Below are 14,631 nucleotides of genomic sequence, written 5' to 3'. Positions count from 1 at the left end.
TATTCCGCTTTTATCTCCATTCAGGCCTTGATGCCCCATGTTGCAGATTTTCTTGCTTGCGTTGCTCGTCTCATTTTTTTCGGCGTTGCTGTTGATCCGCTATGCTCACCTGCACGCTCGATTTTCCACTGATGGAGATATCACTGGTGTACAGAAATTTCATGCCATGCCGGTGCCGCGCATTGGTGGCCTGCCCATCATGCTGGGCCTGATTGCTGGCTGCGCACTGTCAGGCTATCTGAATACATCGGTATGGGTATTGCTGTTGTTGCTGTCGGCTTTCCCGGCATTTGCGGCCGGTTTCATTGAGGACCTCACCAAGAAAATCGGCCCCTTGCCACGTCTGCTGGCGACTTTTGTCGCGGCCGCGCTGGGCTATTTTCTGCTGGGTGCCGGGCTGGCCCGCTTATCCATTCCGGGTGTGGATCATTTGTTGGCTTCTTACTGGTGGCTATCCTTGCTATTGACCATGGTGGCCGTGGGCGGAGTGGCTCATGCCGTTAACATCATCGACGGCTATAACGGGCTATCGGGTATGGTGGCAGTGTTCATTTTTCTTGCCATCGCCTATGTCTGCTTCAAGGTGCAAGACATTGTGTTGATGAGCGTGTGTTTTGCCATGGTGGGAGCCATTCTGGGCTTTTTATTCTGGAATTTTCCACGTGGGTTGATTTTTGCCGGGGATGGTGGTGCTTATCTGATTGGCTTCATGATCGCTGAACTTTCTGTACTGCTGGTGGCGCGTAATCCAGCCGTGTCGCCGTGGTTTCCCTTGTTGTGTGTGATTTACCCGGTATTCGAGACGGTTTTCTCTATTTATCGACGCAAGTTTTTGCAGGGCCGGGCGGTGGGCTATCCAGATGCCTTGCACCTGCATCAAATGATATATAAGCGCATGGTGCTGTGGATGGTAGGCTCGAAAGAGGCCCGTCATCTGACCCAGCGCAACAGCATGACTTCACCGTATCTGTGGGTGCTCGCTTCTTTTTCGGTGGTGCCGGCCATGCTGTTCTGGAATCGCACCTGGTTACTGATGCTGCTGACCTTGCTGTTTGTGCTGGCCTATCTTCGTCTGTACCGCATGATCGTCCGCTTCCAGACTCCGCGCTGGATGGTGTTGCGGCGCGACGACTCCTCTCGCTGAACTTTCAGCTGATGTTAGCAGGGGGGCTGGCAAGTTTTTGCCGGTCCCCCTCTTGAAACATCCCGACCCCGTCCCTATTATTAGCACTCGTCAGGGGTGAGTGCTAAAGCCTGCCCCGCGCTGCCATCCTGGCAGTACACATTGCATTCAACAGCCACTTTGTATTTAGGAGAGATCAATGGCAATTCGTCCGCTGCACGATCGTGTTGTTATCAAGCGCCTTGAGGCTGAAGAAAAGACTGCTTCCGGCATCGTTCTGCCGGGGGCCGCCGCTGAAAAGCCCGACATGGGTGAGGTGCTGGCTGTCGGTAACGGCAAGGTTCTGGACAATGGCGAGCGCCGTCCGCTGGAGCTGAAAGTTGGCGATAAAGTGATTTTCGGCAAGTACTCCGGTCAGTCCGTCAAGGTTGACGGTGATGAAGTCCTCGTGATGCGCGAGGAAGATGTAATGGGCATCGTCGAGTAATTCCGACCCATACCGACTTCAAACGACCCTATAGAATTCTGGAGATTTGAGAATGGCTGCAAAAGACGTAAAGTTTGGTGATTCCGCTCGTGCCAAGATGGTAATTGGCGTCAATATTCTGGCTGACGCTGTCAAGGTGACTCTGGGCCCGAAAGGCCGCAACGTGGTGCTGGACCGCTCCTTTGGCGCGCCGACCATCACCAAGGACGGCGTTTCCGTTGCCAAGGAAATCGAACTGAAAGACAAGTTCGAAAACATGGGCGCACAGATGGTGAAGGAAGTGGCTTCCAAGACTTCCGACGTGGCCGGCGACGGTACCACCACTGCGACCGTACTGGCTCAGGCTATCGTGCAGGAAGGCATGAAGTACGTTGCTGCCGGCATGAACCCGATGGATCTGAAGCGTGGTATCGACAAGGCTGTGATCTCCCTGGTTGGTGAAATCGCCAAGATCGCCAAGCCGTGTGCCACCACCAAGGAAATCGCTCAGGTTGGCTCCATCTCCGCCAACTCCGATTCCGATATCGGTGAAATCATCGCTACCGCCATGGAAAAAGTGGGCAAGGAAGGCGTGATCACCGTTGAAGACGGCAAGAGCCTGAACAACGAGCTGGACGTGGTGGAAGGCATGCAGTTTGACCGCGGCTACCTGTCCCCGTACTTCATCAACAACCAGGAAAAGCAGATTGCCGCTCTGGACAATCCGTTTGTTCTGCTGTTCGACAAGAAGGTTTCCAATATACGCGACCTGCTGCCGGTACTGGAGCAAGTAGCCAAGTCCGGCCGTCCGCTGCTGATCATCGCTGAAGATGTTGAAGGCGAAGCGCTGGCTACCCTGGTGGTCAACACCATTCGTGGCATCCTGAAGGTGGTTGCAGTCAAGGCTCCGGGCTTTGGCGACCGTCGCAAGGCCATGCTGCAGGATATCGCCATCCTGACCGGCGGTACCGTGATTGCCGAAGAGCTGGGTCTGACCCTGGAAAAGGCTACTCTGGACATGCTGGGCCAAGCCAAGCGTATCGAAGTGGGCAAGGAAAACACCATCATCATCGACGGCGCTGGTCAGGCTGAGGCCATCCAGGCTCGCGTTGGTGAGATCCGTCGCCAGATCGAAGAAGCTTCTTCTGATTACGACCGCGAAAAACTGCAAGAGCGCGTGGCCAAACTGGCCGGCGGTGTTGCCGTGATCAAGGTTGGTGCCGCTACTGAAGTGGAAATGAAAGAGAAGAAGGCCCGCGTTGAAGACGCGCTGCACGCTACCCGCGCCGCTGTAGAAGAAGGCGTTGTGGCTGGTGGTGGCGTAGCTCTGCTGCGTGCCCGCTCCACTCTGGACAGCCTGAAGACCGACAACGTCGATCAGGACGCTGGTGTGAAGATCGTACTGAAGGCCATCGAAGCCCCGCTGCGTCAGATCGTCAAGAACGCTGGCGACGAGCCGTCTGTTGTGGTGAACAAGGTGCTGGAAGGCAAGGGTAACTTCGGTTACAACGCAGCTACCGGCGAATACGGCGACATGCTGGAAATGGGCGTGCTGGATCCGGCCAAGGTAACCCGCTCTGCTCTGCAACACGCTGCTTCCGTTGCTGGCCTGATGCTGACTACCGATTGCATGATCGCAGAACTGCCGGAAGACAAGCCGGCTGCTGGCGGCATGCCGGATATGGGTGGCATGGGTGGCATGGGTGGCATGATGTAAGCTGCTTCAGCCCTCGCTGAATCTAAAAACCCCGCACTTGTGCGGGGTTTTTTGTTTTTCTGTGCGAGGGTGGGAGCGACCGACTTCTCTGGCACAATAGGCAGCAGCCTATTTCGCAAGGATGCATGATGCAATTACAGCAGCTGCTTGCCAGCATGGATGAATGGCTGGAGCCATGGCGCTACCAGGACTACGCGCCCAATGGTTTACAAATCGAGGGCAGGGCAGAGGTGCGGCACATCATCACGGGTGTGACCGCCTCACAAGCACTGATTGATGTGGCGATTGCCCGCCGGGCGGATGCCATTCTGGTGCATCATGGTTATTTCTGGAAGGGCGAAGACGCCCGGCTGATTGGCATGAAGCGTGCGCGAGTGGCCAAACTGTTGCAGCATGACATCAGCCTGATTGCTTATCACTTACCGCTGGACGGGCATCTGGAGTTGGGCAATAACGCCACCCTGGCCAGACGGCTGGGTTGGCAGGCCGAGGGCCAGGCCGGTGAGCAGGGCTTGCTATGGCATGGCCGGTGGCCGGCTGCCGCGACTGCAGCGCAACTGGCTGAGGAAATTTCCGTTAGCCTGGGCCGGCAAGCGATGCTGCTGGGCCCGGCTGAGCGGCCAGTACGCCGGCTGGCCTGGTGTACCGGTGGGGCGCAGTCCTTCTTTCAAGAGGCCATCCGGCTCGGGGTTGATGCCTTTGTCACGGGCGAGGTCTCGGAGCAATGTTTCCATCTGGCCGAGGAGTATGGCGTGGCTTTCATCGCCGCCGGACATCATGTAACAGAGCGCTACGGCGTACAGGCACTGGGCGAGAAGGTTTCTCATTTACCCGGCATAACTGTTGAATTTGTCGATCTTTTCAATCCGGTTTAGACAAATCTACCCAACCGGGCTCAATTTATTTGCATAGGCGCTTCATGTCCCTACTGGTAATCAGGTAAAATCGTCTGGTTTGAAGTTTGAGCTCGGTTTCCACGTTTGAGGATGACTGTAATGAGTGAACAACAAGTCGATACGGGGCGCCGTCGGTTTCTGACGGTAGCAACCAGCGCTGTTGGGGGTGTGGCCGTTGCCGGGGTGGCAACGCCGTTTCTGATGAGTTTCTTCCCGTCTGAACGGGCAAAGGCGGCTGGTGCACCGGTTGAGGTGGATATCAGCAAGCTGGAGCCGGGCCAGAAGATCAACGTCGAGTGGCGCGGCAAACCGGTATGGCTGTTGTCCCGTACCAAGCAGCAGATTGCTGACCTGCCCAAGAACGACCCCAAGCTGGCGGACCCCAAGTCCGAAGTAGAGCAACAACCCAAGTACTGCCAGAACGAAGGCCGCTCCATCAAGCCTGAGCTGCTGGTGGCCGTGGGTATCTGTACCCATCTGGGCTGTTCGCCGACCTTCCGTCCTGATCTGGCACCTGCCGATCTTGGCCCGGAATGGCTGGGTGGCTTCTACTGCCCGTGTCATGGTTCCAAGTTCGACCTGGCTGCCCGCGTATTCAAGGGTGTTCCGGCTCCAAAGAACCTGGAAATCCCGCCGCATAAGTATCTGTCCGATACCCGCCTGCTGATTGGCGACGACAAATAAGCTTAGGGGGAAAAATGAGCAAAGGACAAAAGCTGCTGAACTGGATTGACGACCGCTTCCCGCTGTCGTCGATGCTGAAAGAGCACGTTACTGAGTACTACGCACCGAAGAACTTCAATTTCTGGTATTTCTTCGGCTCGCTGGCCATGCTGGTGCTGGTTATCCAGATCGTGACCGGTATCTTCCTCACCATGAACTACAAGCCGGATGGCACCCTCAACGGTGCTGGCATTCCGGTGGCGTTCGCTTCGGTGGAATACATCATGCGTGATGTGGCAGGTGGCTGGATCATCCGCTACATGCACTCCACCGGTGCCTCCATGTTCTTCGTGGTGGTTTACCTGCACATGTTCCGTGGCCTGATCTACGGCTCCTACAAGCAGCCGCGCGAACTGGTGTGGGTGTTTGGTTGCCTGATCTTCCTGTGCCTGATGGCTGAGGCCTTCATGGGTTATCTGCTGCCTTGGGGCCAGATGTCCTTCTGGGGTGCGCAGGTGATTGTGAACCTGTTCGGCTCCATTCCGGTCATCGGCCCGGATCTGTCGGTGTGGATTCGTGGTGACTTCGTGGTATCTGATGCCACGCTGAACCGCTTCTTCGCCCTGCACGTGATCGCTGTGCCGCTGGTCCTGCTGGCACTGGTCGTGGCTCACCTGATTGCCCTGCACGAAGTGGGTTCCAACAACCCTGACGGCGTTGAAATCAAGAAACTGAAGGACGAAAAGGGCATCCCGCTGGATGGCATTCCTTTCCATCCCTACTACACCGTGAAAGATGTATTCGGTGTGGCTGTGTTCCTGATTGTGTTCTCCGCCATCGTGTTCTTCCTGCCGGAAATGGGTGGCTACTTCCTTGAGCATCCGAACTTCGATCAGGCTGACCCGCTGAAGACCCCGCCGCATATCGCCCCGGTATGGTACTTCACCCCGTTCTACGCCATTCTGCGTGCCATTCCGTCCTTCCTGGGTACCCAGGTTTGGGGTGTGATCGGCATGGGCGCTGCGGTGGTGGTGATTGCCTTCCTGCCGTGGCTGGATCGTTCGCCGATCAAGTCCATCCGTTATCGCGGTCCGAAGTTCAAGTTCATGCTGGTCTTGTTCATCATCGCCTTTATCGGTCTGGGCATGCTGGGCGCCATGCCGCCGACGGCTGGTCGTACCCTGATTTCGCAAATTCTGTCCTTCGTCTACTTTGCCTTCTTCCTGGGTATGCCGTTCTATACCAAGAACGATGTCGGCTCGGTACCGGTACCGACCCGCGTGACGGAGACCAATGGCAAGCGCCAGTTGCAGTTCCTGGTGCTGGTGGCTGTGACGATCATCGCGGCCTATCTGTTCGGCACCAACGTGTAAGCAAGGGGAAAGGACATATGAAAAGCAAAATCCGCCACCTGATCGCTGCCATGGCGCTGGTGTTGCCGGTAAGCGGCACCGTTCTGGCCAATGAAGGCCCGACGCTGGAAAAGGCCCCGATCGACATTCAGGACACCGAAAGTCTGCAGCGCGGTGCACAGTTGTTCAGCAACTACTGCCTGTCCTGCCACTCGGCCAGTGCCATGCGTTACAAGCGTCTGGAAGATATCGGCCTGTCCGAAGAGCAGATCAAGGCCAACTTGCTGCCGGATGGTGCCAAGATCGGCGACCAGATGAATGTCAACATGGACAAGAAAGATGCCAAGGTATGGCTGGGTGCTGCTCCGCCGGACCTGTCGCTGATTGCGCGTTCGCGTGGTGCCGACTACCTGTACGCCTATCTGCGCGGCTTCTATCGCGATCCGACTCGTCCTACTGGTTGGAACAACCTGATGTTTGACAAGGTGGGCATGCCGCACGTGCTATGGGAAATGCAGGGCGAGCAGGTGCTGAAGACCGAGAAGAACGCCGCTGGCCATGAAGAGCGCAAGCTCGAACTGGTCAAGGCAGGTAGCCTGACCAAGCTGGAAAACGGCAAGGCCAATACCGTGGAGTTTGACAAGCGTATGGCTGACCTGACCAACTACCTGGTCTTCATCGGCGAGCCGACACAAGTCAAGCGTCACCAGATTGGTTATGTCGTGCTGATGTTCCTCGGCCTGCTGCTATTGCCGCTGACCTACTTCCTGAAGAAGGAATACTGGAAAGACGTGCATTAAGCACTGCTGTAGCATGATGAAAAAGGCGGAATTTTCCGCCTTTTTTCTTTTGTAATCATGGCTTTGCGATGTAGTTGTGGAAATTGCCTGCCTGAAAATGGTAAAATCACGGCTTCGATCGAAAATGATTGCCTCTGTCAAGGATATCCGCTAGCCATGATGACTCTTTATTCTGGAATTACCTGCCCCTTCAGCCAACGTTGCCGTATCGTGTTGTATGAAAAGGGAATGGATTTCGAGATCATCGATGTGGACATTCACAACAAGCCGGAAGACCTGGCTGTGATGAATCCCTACAACGAAGTGCCGGTACTGGTAGAGCGCGACCTGATCCTGCACGAATCCAATATCATCAACGAATACATCGACGAGCGTTTCCCGCATCCGCAGCTGATGCCGGCTGATCCGGTCATGCGCGCTCGTGCCCGTCTGTTCCTGCACCGTTTCGAGAACGAGCTGTTCTGCAATGTGAAAGTGCTGGAAGCCGGCGCTACCGGCAAGGAAGCGACCAAGGCGCGTGAAGCCATCCGTGACGGCCTGACCACCATCGCCCCGGTTTTTGCCAAGCAAAAGTTCATGCTGGGTGATGACTTCTCCATGATCGATGTGGCCATTGCCCCGCTGATGTGGCGTCTGGAGCATTACAACATCGACCTGGGCAAACATGCTGCGCCCATCCTCAAGTACGCGGAACGCATTTTCCAGCGCCAGTCTTTCATTGACTCGCTGACCCCGTCCGAAAAGGCCATGCGCAAGTAAGGGATGACCATGAGCGCCAGCACCAAGCCTTACATGATCCGTGCCCTGTATGAATGGTGTACGGATAATGGCCATACGCCGTTTCTGGTGGTGTGGGTGGACGAGCACGCCGATGTCCCGCGCGAGTACGTGAAGAACAACGAAATCGTGTTGAATATTGCAGCTGGGGCCACCCAGAATCTGCGCATCGACAATGAATGGGTGTCTTTTTCCGCACGTTTTGCCGGAGTATCACGGGATATCTGGGTGCCTGTCGGCAATGTGATGTCGATTTTTGCCCGGGAAACCGGCGAAGGCATGGGCTTCGAGGTTGAGTTGGGTAGTACGCCCGAGGCGCCGGCGCTGGCTCCTGTGGTGGCCAGTGAGTCCGAGCCGGAAGACGGCAAGACGGATGAGCCGGCAGTGCCCCGCCCCAGCGGCAGGCCCAGCTTGCGTATCGTCAAGTAAGGCCGCAGATGTACCATGAAAAACCGGGACGCGTTCCCGGTTTTTTTATTGCTACTTGCTCACCATCTGTGCCTGTAGCAGCGGAATGCCCGTGGTTTCCTGCAGGGGATTGCCATGCAGCCTGACTTGGTTCTTGCCCTGTGCCTTGGCATCGTACAAGGCCATGTCGGCCAGCTGGTAAAGCTTGGAAAAACTATTGCCATCACTGGGGTAGCAGGCAATGCCACAAGAGAAGGTAGAAGAAAATTCCACTCCTTCCACCTTGTAGCGTAAATCGGAAAAACGGCGGCGCAGCAGTTCAAGGCGCATCCAGCCATTACGCTGGTCGGCCGCGGGCAATACCACGATAAATTCCTCGCCGCCCAGCCGGCAAACGATATCAGCCTGACGGCAATGGCGGCGCAGCAGGTCGGCTAGTGCGCACAGTACCTGGTCGCCGGCCATGTGGCCGAAGCGGTCGTTGACGCCTTTGAAATTGTCCAGGTCAATCAGGGCAAAAGTCAGTGGCTGTTGTTCCCGCTCGGCCCGGCTGATTTCCCGGCCTAGCGTTTCCTCAAGATAGCGTCTGTTGTAGAGGCCGGTCAGCGGGTCGTGCAGGGCCTGTTCGCGCAGGGTGTCTTGCAGGGTCTCGATTTCGTCGATACGCGTTTTCAGCTGCATATAGGCCTGATGCAAGGCCTCCTCGGCCAGACGCTGGCGTGAGATATCGCGCAGTACCAGCAGGCGGCCACCGAGGGTGACACCCGACTCTCTGATGGGAAATGCCCGGACTTCCAGAATGGAGCGTGAACCGGGGCCGTTCAGTTCCACTTGATGGGCACCATCCTGATCGGCGACCGCGACCAGTGCGGCAAGCTGCAGCGGCTGACCACATAGCACCGCCGCCGGCTTGCCAAACAGATTGGCGGCCGCCGGGTTGATGTCGAGAATCGTCTTGTTGGGGTCAATCACCAGGATGCCGTCACCCATGGCGTTGAAGGCATTGCCGCGAGCAATGGGTACGACATACAGCATGCGCAGATAGAGCAGGTCAAAGGCAAACACCATACCGGTGATGGCAAAGCACAAGGGTGTAGGGTCCAGCCCACGTAGCGGGATGTTGCCCGACAGATAGAGCAGATTGCCGACCCAGGGGATGATGGCCCCCAGCATCAGGATCAGCGACTGGCCGCGGTAGTGGGGTGGGTAAAAGTGCAGGGTCCGCAGTAATAGCAAGGAGCCCAGTAGCATCATCAGGTAGGAAAAGCCGGCAACCAGCAGCCAGAACAGCGGGCCATGATTGAAGATAAGCAGGTTGTGACCCGATGGTGAGACCTGAAAACTGCTCCAGATCAAGCCGTGCTGCTCATTGCTGATTGCCAGGCCAAAACTGAGCAAGGGGATGACGAATAGCATGGCGATGCTGCGCAGGCGGAGTGCCTTGTCCAGCTGGTTGTAATCTGCCGCCAGCAGGAAAAACAGCGCTGGCGCCGTGAGCGTGCCCAGGTATTCCACCTTGGACCAGAAAATTTTCTCGCGCAGCAAGGATGATGACAATTCCAGCATGGCACCGCCAGCCCATACCGTCACCGCCAGCATCAGCCAGGCCAGCCAGCTGGCCCCTGTGACCTGGCGTCGTTCCCAAGCCAGGATGCCGATGGTGGCCGCACTCAGTGCAGCCAGGCCGGCAGTCGCTGAAATGGTAGTGAAAACAAAAGACATGTGCTTCTCTATGCAATGTGACTATGCCGTCGGCAATATTCCAGTGTAACCCTTGTCAGAGAAGTTTCATTCACATTTTTACGTCTCTAGGTATAATTACGGCACTCCCGAGGAGCGCTGCGAGGTCAATCCCCAGGCTCGGGCTTCTTGCAAACGGCGCTCACCTGACTAAACTCCGTGCCGAAGCCGGAATAGCGGGTGAGCCGCGTTCTGGCCGGCGTGTAAAAGGACTTTGCACGATGGCTGAATTCACCGATTTCCATGTAGCCGACATCAACCTTGCCGCCTGGGGGCGCAAGGAACTGGCGATTGCCGAAACCGAAATGCCCGGACTGATGGCGCTGCGCGAAGAGTTCGCGCACCAGAAGCCGCTGCGTGGCGCGCGCATTGCCGGTTCGCTGCACATGACCATCCAGACTGGCGTGCTGATCGAAACCCTGGTTGAACTGGGTGCCGATGTACGCTGGGCTTCCTGCAATATCTTCTCCACCCAGGACCACGCCGCCGCCGCCATTGCCGCTGCCAATATCCCGGTGTTTGCCTTCAAGGGCGAGAGCCTGGACGAGTACTGGGAGTTCTCGCACAAGATCTTCGAATGGCCGGCCGGTCAGGAAGCCAACATGATTCTGGACGATGGCGGCGACGCCACCTTGTTGCTGATGCTGGGCAGCAAGGCCGAACAGGATCGCAGCGTGATCAGCCACCCGGCCAATGAAGAAGAAACCGCGTTGTTTGCCGCCATTGCCCGTTATCTGGAAGTGGATCCGCACTGGTACTCCAAGCGTCTGCCGCACATCCAGGGCGTGACCGAAGAAACCACCACCGGTGTGCATCGCCTGTACCAGATGCAAAAGGAAGGCCGTCTGCCTTTCCCGGCATTCAATGTGAACGACTCGGTCACCAAGTCCAAGTTCGACAATCTGTATGGCTGCCGCGAATCGCTGGTGGATGGCATCAAGCGTGCCACCGACGTGATGATCGCCGGCAAGGTCGCCGTGGTGCTGGGTTATGGCGATGTGGGCAAGGGCTGCGCCCAGAGCCTGCGTGGCCTGGGTGCCACGGTATGGGTAACCGAAGTGGACCCGATCTGCGCGCTGCAAGCTGCCATGGAAGGCTACCGCGTGGTACGCATGGATGATGTGGCCGACCAGGGCGACATCTTTGTCACCACCACCGGTAATGTGTCGGTCATTACCCACGAGCACATGGTTCGCATGCGCAACAACGCCATCGTGTGCAATATCGGCCACTTCGACAGCGAAATCGAAGTCGCCAGCCTGCGCCAATACCAGTGGGACAATATCAAGCCGCAGGTAGACCACATCATCTTCCCGGCCCAAGGCAATGAACCGGCCAAGCGCATCATCCTGCTGGCCGAAGGCCGTCTGGTGAACCTGGGCTGCGCCACCGGTCACCCCAGCTTCGTGATGTCCAACTCCTTCACCAACCAGGTGCTGGCGCAGATGGAAATCTTCCAGCACGGTGAAAAGTACGGCAAGGAAGTGTATGTGCTGCCCAAGCATCTGGACGAAAAAGTGGCCCGCCTGCATCTGAAACGCATCGGTGCCAATCTGACCGAGCTGTCGGATGAGCAGGCCGCCTACATCAGCGTGCCCAAGCAGGGCCCTTATAAGCCGGCGCACTATCGTTATTGATACGGGCAAGTAAGGCGAACGGACAGGGCAGGGTAGAATGCACCTGTCCGTTTTTTTATCCGCTGGCGTCAGTGCGCCGGTGTAGCCGCAGCAGACAAGCCTGCCGCCACGAGCAGGGACAGAGACGATCATGAGTGAACAGAAAAAAACCTTCAGCTTTGAGTTTTTCCCGCCCAAGACCCCAGAAGGCGTGGCCAAGCTGCGTACCACCCGCCAGCAACTGGCGCAGTTCAAGCCGCAATTCTTCTCGGTGACCTTTGGTGCTGGCGGCACCACCCGCGATGGCACCCTGTCCACCGTGCTGGAAATCCGCAGCGAAGGCCATGCTGCCGCGCCACACCTGTCGTGTATTGGTTCGACCCGGGAAAACATCAGCGCGATTCTCAACGAATACCGTAACCACGGTATCCGCCACATTGTGGCGCTGCGCGGTGACATGCCTTCCGGCATGGTAGCTGCTGGCGAATTCCGCTATGCCAACGAGCTGGTGGAGTTCATTCGCAGCGAGCACGGCGACCATTTCCATATCGAAGTGGCGGCCTACCCGGAATTCCATCCCCAGTCTAAGTCGGCCGAGGATGACCTGAACAATTTCGTGCGCAAGGTCAAGGCCGGTGCCAATTCGGCCATGACCCAGTACTTCTTCAATGCCGATGCCTACTTCCGCTTCGTCGACGAAGCGCAGGCACGCGGGGTGGATATTCCCATCGTGCCGGGCATCATGCCGATCGCCAATTTTGGCCAGCTGTGCCGTTTTTCCGATATGTGCGGGGCCGAAGTGCCGCGCTGGCTGCGTCAGCGCATGCAGTCCTACTATGACGACACGGCCTCCATCCGCGCCCTGGGCCTGGATGTGGTGACCGAATTGTGCGACCGCCTGCTGGCCAATGGCGCGCCCGGCCTGCATTTCTATACCTTGAACCAGGCTGGCCTGGTGTCCACCGTATGGCAACGGCTGGGTTTGTAAAGCGCGCAGCCCTGTCATGAACAAGCCCGGCATCGCCGGGCTTTTTTCATGGTTGCAAGTCGTGGTAGGTGCGCTTGGGTGCTGCGCTCAGTTTTTGGTATTGGCCATTTCCACCCGGTTGCGACCACGGTGTTTGGCCAGGTAGAGCGCTTGGTCAGCGTTGCGCATCAGCTGGTGTTCCGACTGTGGCGGCACCTCCAGACTGGCCACGCCGATACTGATGGTGACCCGGTCGCCGGCACTGCTCTGACGATGGGCAATGGCCAGTTGCCAGACCGCCAGGCGAATGGCTTCTGCCAGTGCGACAGCTGCCGTGGCCAGGTAGCCCGGCAGCAGGACCGCGAATTCCTCTCCCCCGACCCGGGCTGCCAGATTGGCCGCTGCGGGCAGGTGTAGCTGTATGCATTGCGCCACCTGGCGCAGACACTGATCGCCCGCCAGATGCCCGTAGCTGTCATTGAATTGCTTGAAATAATCGATATCGATCTGTAATACGCTCAGCGCCTGGCCTTCGCTGCGGGCCGCATTGAAGCACAGGCCGAGCTGTTCGTCGAAATAGCGTCGGTTGGCGATGCCGGTCAGCCCGTCGCTAAAGGCCATGCGGGCCAGATCGGCATTGGCGGCGCGCAGCTGCTGTTGGGTCTGGCTGAGTGCTTGCAACTGCTGGCGGCGGATGATGGTATTGGCCAGTGTTTCGCCCAGCAGGCGGGCCTGTTGCTGCTCCTTGCCCTGCCAGTGACGCGGGCTGCTGACCATGTCGCAGCCGAACAGGCCTACCGGGCGGCCCATGTGATCGATGCGCAGCATGAACAGGCTTTGTATCCGGTGTTCTTCCAGTTCCTGGCGTTCCAGCATGGCGTTGTCCGGCAGTGCGTCCAGGGTGTCCAGCGACAGCAGGCCATGGTCTTGCAATTGCTGGCAGGCCCAGCGGCGGCGCAGCATGCTCTGGCCTTGCAGCAAGTGGGTGGTGGGCTGGATGCCGGAGGCACACCATTCGTGCACGGTATTGACCAGCCAGTCATCGGCAAAGCTGATCAGATAACAGCGCTCCACCTGCATGAAGTGACCGATCTCGCCCAGCGCCATCCGGGTAGCCTGATCGATGTCATGCAGCGGGATATTGATGAAGCGGGTGGAAATGCCGGCAATCAGCTGCTGAAAATTGAGCAGCTGATTCAGTTCGCCTGTGCGCTCTGTCACCAGGCCGGCCAACTGATCGCGATGGCTGGCCAGTTCGTTTTCGATGCGCTGGCGTGCCTGCAGGTGGTGGCTGATATTGTTGCTCATGCTGCGGAAAGCCTGGGCCAGTTCGCTCAGTTCATTGTCGATCTGGCCATGCTGCTGGCCGGGAAGTAGCGGTGGCAGCTGCATGCCTGGTTGATAGTTGCGCACGATTTCTGCCATGCCTTGTAGCGGGCGTACCAGGCGGCGGTTGAACAGCAGCCACAGCAGCAGGGCCAGGCCGAAGGAGCCCAGCAGGAAAGCCAGGGTCGCGCTGGCCACTTCCTGGCGCATGGCGCTGTAGATGTGCTGGCGGGATACCGTCAGCTGCAGGTTGCCAATCGCCTCCGTGCTGTGTGGCGAGCGCAGGGGCAACTGGTACTGGCCGCTATTGTCCTGCCCCTGCTGTTCTGGGTTGTCATAGCGCAAGGACTGGCCCAGCTCGGTGCGCAGCGCCACGCTCTGTACGCCGGGGATCTGGGCGATCAGCCGTAACTGCAGCTGGATGGCCGGGATGTCCACATCCCAGGCGCTCTGGCTCAACAGCGGCAGGTAGAGGCGCGATACCGTGGCCGGTATGGCATCCATCTGCTGCTGGCCGTTGTGCCATACCAGCGCAGCTTTCAGGCCGGTCACCACCGCTCCGAACAGCAAGGTATACAGCAGCAGCTGCCAGATCAGCTGGCGGGTGAGTCTGCGGGTCGGCATGTGCCAGCTCCTAAGGCCTGTTAACGCTATTTTTTCACGGCGGCGGTGGTTGAGGGGAGGTGATGCGCGGAACACCGCAGGCCGCAGGGTAATCCCTGCCAGCAGGGTTTGGCAAAGCCGTGTGCAGCGCAAGCTGGCATTGCCCAGCTTCCTGGG

13 protein-coding genes and 1 riboswitch are annotated in these 14,631 nt (G+C 57.8%); of the genes, 11 read left to right on the top strand and 2 right to left on the bottom strand.

The genetic code is table 11. The features are described from left to right. The first annotated feature begins 166 nt into the window (after window positions 1–166). From FAZ30_RS02430 to FAZ30_RS02390, 9 genes are all read left to right on the top strand, one after another. Window positions 167–1,144, top strand: a complete 978-nt coding sequence (locus FAZ30_RS02430) for an MraY family glycosyltransferase (RefSeq protein WP_246043393.1) — start codon at window positions 167–169, stop codon at window positions 1,142–1,144. Between the two features lie 178 nt (window positions 1,145–1,322). Continuing rightward, window positions 1,323–1,610 (top strand): co-chaperone GroES, encoded by a 288-nt coding sequence (gene groES / locus FAZ30_RS02425; RefSeq protein ID WP_124642293.1) that lies wholly within the window; start codon window positions 1,323–1,325, stop codon window positions 1,608–1,610. A 52-nt stretch (window positions 1,611–1,662) separates the two neighbouring features. Continuing rightward, window positions 1,663–3,306, top strand: a complete 1,644-nt coding sequence (gene groL / locus FAZ30_RS02420) for a chaperonin GroEL (protein ID WP_124642295.1) — start codon at window positions 1,663–1,665, stop codon at window positions 3,304–3,306. 125 nt (window positions 3,307–3,431) lie between these two features. Then, entirely contained in the window at window positions 3,432–4,181 is a 750-nt protein-coding gene (locus FAZ30_RS02415) for a Nif3-like dinuclear metal center hexameric protein (protein WP_205676638.1), read from the top strand. Between the two features lie 120 nt (window positions 4,182–4,301). Then, a complete protein-coding gene (gene petA, locus FAZ30_RS02410; protein WP_124642297.1) occupies window positions 4,302–4,886 on the top strand; it encodes a ubiquinol-cytochrome c reductase iron-sulfur subunit in 585 nt (194 codons plus the stop codon). 14 nt (window positions 4,887–4,900) lie between these two features. Next, window positions 4,901–6,238 carry a cytochrome b gene (locus tag FAZ30_RS02405; protein ID WP_124642299.1) on the top strand — a complete coding sequence of 446 codons (1,338 nt, stop codon included), beginning with the start codon at window positions 4,901–4,903 and terminating at the stop codon, window positions 6,236–6,238. Window positions 6,239–6,255: 17 nt separating this feature from the next. Then, entirely contained in the window at window positions 6,256–7,017 is a 762-nt protein-coding gene (locus FAZ30_RS02400) for a cytochrome c1 (RefSeq protein WP_137008584.1), read from the top strand. 156 nt (window positions 7,018–7,173) lie between these two features. Further along, window positions 7,174–7,776, top strand: coding sequence for a glutathione S-transferase N-terminal domain-containing protein (locus FAZ30_RS02395; protein ID WP_082693274.1), 603 nt, complete (start codon window positions 7,174–7,176; stop codon window positions 7,774–7,776). 9 nt (window positions 7,777–7,785) lie between these two features. After that, window positions 7,786–8,223, top strand: coding sequence for a ClpXP protease specificity-enhancing factor (locus FAZ30_RS02390; RefSeq protein ID WP_124642303.1), 438 nt, complete (start codon window positions 7,786–7,788; stop codon window positions 8,221–8,223). A gap of 51 nt (window positions 8,224–8,274) precedes the next feature. Here the strand turns inward: FAZ30_RS02390 and FAZ30_RS02385 are convergent, their stop codons facing one another. Continuing rightward, complete coding sequence (locus FAZ30_RS02385; RefSeq protein WP_124642305.1) at window positions 8,275–9,924, bottom strand: histidine kinase N-terminal 7TM domain-containing diguanylate cyclase; 1,650 nt, start codon at window positions 9,922–9,924, stop codon at window positions 8,275–8,277. Between the two features lie 104 nt (window positions 9,925–10,028). Further along, a riboswitch (S-adenosyl-L-homocysteine riboswitch) is annotated at window positions 10,029–10,093 on the top strand. Window positions 10,094–10,163: 70 nt separating this feature from the next. Here FAZ30_RS02385 and ahcY point away from each other — a divergent pair. Continuing rightward, a complete protein-coding gene (gene ahcY, locus FAZ30_RS02380; protein ID WP_124642307.1) occupies window positions 10,164–11,579 on the top strand; it encodes an adenosylhomocysteinase in 1,416 nt (471 codons plus the stop codon). 130 nt (window positions 11,580–11,709) lie between these two features. Beyond that, the gene (gene metF, locus FAZ30_RS02375) at window positions 11,710–12,546 is read left to right on the top strand and encodes a methylenetetrahydrofolate reductase [NAD(P)H] (protein ID WP_124642309.1); all 837 of its coding nucleotides are present in this window, start codon (window positions 11,710–11,712) and stop codon (window positions 12,544–12,546) included. Window positions 12,547–12,633: 87 nt separating this feature from the next. Here metF and FAZ30_RS02370 read toward each other — a convergent pair whose 3' ends face one another. After that, window positions 12,634–14,475: a GGDEF domain-containing protein gene (locus FAZ30_RS02370; protein ID WP_124642311.1), complete on the bottom strand. Its 1,842-nt coding sequence runs from the start codon at window positions 14,473–14,475 to the stop codon at window positions 12,634–12,636. Window positions 14,476–14,631: the final 156 nt, after the last annotated feature.

Source organism: Aquitalea aquatilis (assembly GCF_005155025.1).
Taxonomy (GTDB): Bacteria; Pseudomonadota; Gammaproteobacteria; order Burkholderiales; family Chromobacteriaceae; genus Aquitalea; species Aquitalea aquatilis.
Note: the sequence above shows the minus strand (reverse complement) of the source record. Positions and strands in the feature narration are given on the sequence as shown.

Excerpts from the sequence above, each read along its gene's own strand:
- FAZ30_RS02430 (WP_246043393.1), top strand. The coding sequence starts at position 167 with ATGCCGGTGCCGCGCATTGGTGGCCTGCCCATCATGCTGGGCCTGATT.
- groES (WP_124642293.1), top strand. The coding sequence starts at position 1,323 with ATGGCAATTCGTCCGCTGCACGATCGTGTTGTTATCAAGCGCCTTGAG.
- groL (WP_124642295.1), top strand. The coding sequence starts at position 1,663 with ATGGCTGCAAAAGACGTAAAGTTTGGTGATTCCGCTCGTGCCAAGATG.
- FAZ30_RS02415 (WP_205676638.1), top strand. The coding sequence starts at position 3,432 with ATGATGCAATTACAGCAGCTGCTTGCCAGCATGGATGAATGGCTGGAG.
- petA (WP_124642297.1), top strand. The coding sequence starts at position 4,302 with ATGAGTGAACAACAAGTCGATACGGGGCGCCGTCGGTTTCTGACGGTA.
- FAZ30_RS02405 (WP_124642299.1), top strand. The coding sequence starts at position 4,901 with ATGAGCAAAGGACAAAAGCTGCTGAACTGGATTGACGACCGCTTCCCG.
- FAZ30_RS02400 (WP_137008584.1), top strand. The coding sequence starts at position 6,256 with ATGAAAAGCAAAATCCGCCACCTGATCGCTGCCATGGCGCTGGTGTTG.
- FAZ30_RS02395 (WP_082693274.1), top strand. The coding sequence starts at position 7,174 with ATGATGACTCTTTATTCTGGAATTACCTGCCCCTTCAGCCAACGTTGC.
- FAZ30_RS02390 (WP_124642303.1), top strand. The coding sequence starts at position 7,786 with ATGAGCGCCAGCACCAAGCCTTACATGATCCGTGCCCTGTATGAATGG.
- FAZ30_RS02385 (WP_124642305.1), bottom strand. The coding sequence starts at position 9,924 with ATGTCTTTTGTTTTCACTACCATTTCAGCGACTGCCGGCCTGGCTGCA.
- ahcY (WP_124642307.1), top strand. The coding sequence starts at position 10,164 with ATGGCTGAATTCACCGATTTCCATGTAGCCGACATCAACCTTGCCGCC.
- metF (WP_124642309.1), top strand. The coding sequence starts at position 11,710 with ATGAGTGAACAGAAAAAAACCTTCAGCTTTGAGTTTTTCCCGCCCAAG.
- FAZ30_RS02370 (WP_124642311.1), bottom strand. The coding sequence starts at position 14,475 with ATGCCGACCCGCAGACTCACCCGCCAGCTGATCTGGCAGCTGCTGCTG.